We start from the raw sequence: 1,426 nt of genomic DNA on the forward strand, positions 1-1,426 counted from the left end.
TAATGCCAGTCAGTTAAGCTGACTGGCATTTTTGTTTTTTATCGGATACTTCGGGGATTTGAGCCTTATAGTCCGGGGATAAACGCGCTCCTCTCGTCGATGAGGCAGAACGTAATGCAGGGCTGAAGCATGCAGCTCGGCCAGGTATTTGGGGATGTTCCCGGAACGGTCGGCCGAGACGCTGTTGATAAAGCCGAGGATCGCCCAGGTGCAGGCGGTAAAACTCATTTCACATGGGTAAATTCCGGGACAATGGCGGCTCATTTCCACCATCTGATAGCGCAACAAGTTGTAGCCCAACAACACACCCCACAACTCCTGCTCGATCATCTCGGGCGTCTTGCTGCGCAGCGCGTAACTGCTGTTGAGCAGTGTCTGTTTCATTTCCCGAAAGCCTAATTCGATCTCCCATCGCTGGCTGTAAAGGTCAACGATTTCGTCGGACGGGAAGCGCAGTGGGTCGGCCATCGAGGTCAGTATCTGACACACCTTGCCCTTGACGGTTTTACTTAAGAGTCGTGCGGTCAGGCGCTCCGGCAGCCCCGGCCATTGCTTGCGGGCCTGCGGCGAAGTGCTTAATGAGACCACCGCATCCTGACGGCCCAAACGCTGAATAACTTCGTACTGCGCACCTTTGCGCAGTGGCATCAGCCAATGTCGTTCGGTGCCTGCTTGCTGCCACTGGTGCAGCAAACCCAAGGAGTAAAAACCGCGATCAAACAGCGTCAACGAGTGATCGGGAGTGGTTTCGATCAGTTGCTCCGCCAGTTTCATTTCGTTGCTGCGGTAGCCGTCAAACGCACTGCCAATCAGCAAATGGCTGGTCAACTCCATTTGGCAGACCATGCGCACCTGAGGAAAACCGGTGTCGCCATGCTGGTTGCTGGCAGAGTCATAGCGCGCCCGATTTTCCGGCGTGTCGGGCGTGCGCCAGACGACGCCATCGACGCCCAACAAACGCAGACCGGCCCAAGTCGGATGACCGGCCGCCTCATGCCAACTTTTCTGGGTCAGATCGAAGACTTGTCGTACAGCTTCGCTGCCTAATCTCTGGCGGGCCTGGACTACGGCGCTGGGGGCCACCAACGGGCGCTGGCCCGGCAGCATGATGTTCATGCGACTGACCACATCCCAGGCCGACATGCGCCGGAAGAACGCCATGGAGATCACGCACCAGAGCATCATTTCCAGCGGCAAACGGCGCTTGCGCAGCGTCGCCACACCGGCCTGTTCAAGCGCCTGCTCGACCAAAGAAGGATCGAGTAAGGAATCCAATCCCTCGATGGCGTTGGGGGTAGAGGCGATGTTGTGGGTCAGTTCCAGTGCCCGAGCGAGACGCATAAAAAAATCCGATGCCAGTACAGGCATCGGATTTTGATTTCTTGCGGCCAAAGGTCAAGCGAGAAGGCTTAACTGATCGGCATTA

Annotated in this window: 1 protein-coding gene; it reads right to left on the reverse strand. The window is 56.7% G+C overall.

The window, feature by feature from the left end; all coding sequences use genetic code 11:
• Positions 1-9 precede the first annotated feature (9 nt).
• Positions 10-1,341 carry an IS4 family transposase gene (locus tag WLY71_RS30545; RefSeq protein WP_347806556.1) on the reverse strand — a complete coding sequence of 444 codons (1,332 nt, stop codon included), beginning with the start codon at positions 1,339-1,341 and terminating at the stop codon, positions 10-12.
• Positions 1,342-1,426: the final 85 nt, after the last annotated feature.

It is taken from the genome of Pseudomonas rossensis (assembly GCF_039888995.1).
GTDB classification, from domain to species: Bacteria; Pseudomonadota; Gammaproteobacteria; order Pseudomonadales; family Pseudomonadaceae; genus Aquipseudomonas; species Aquipseudomonas rossensis.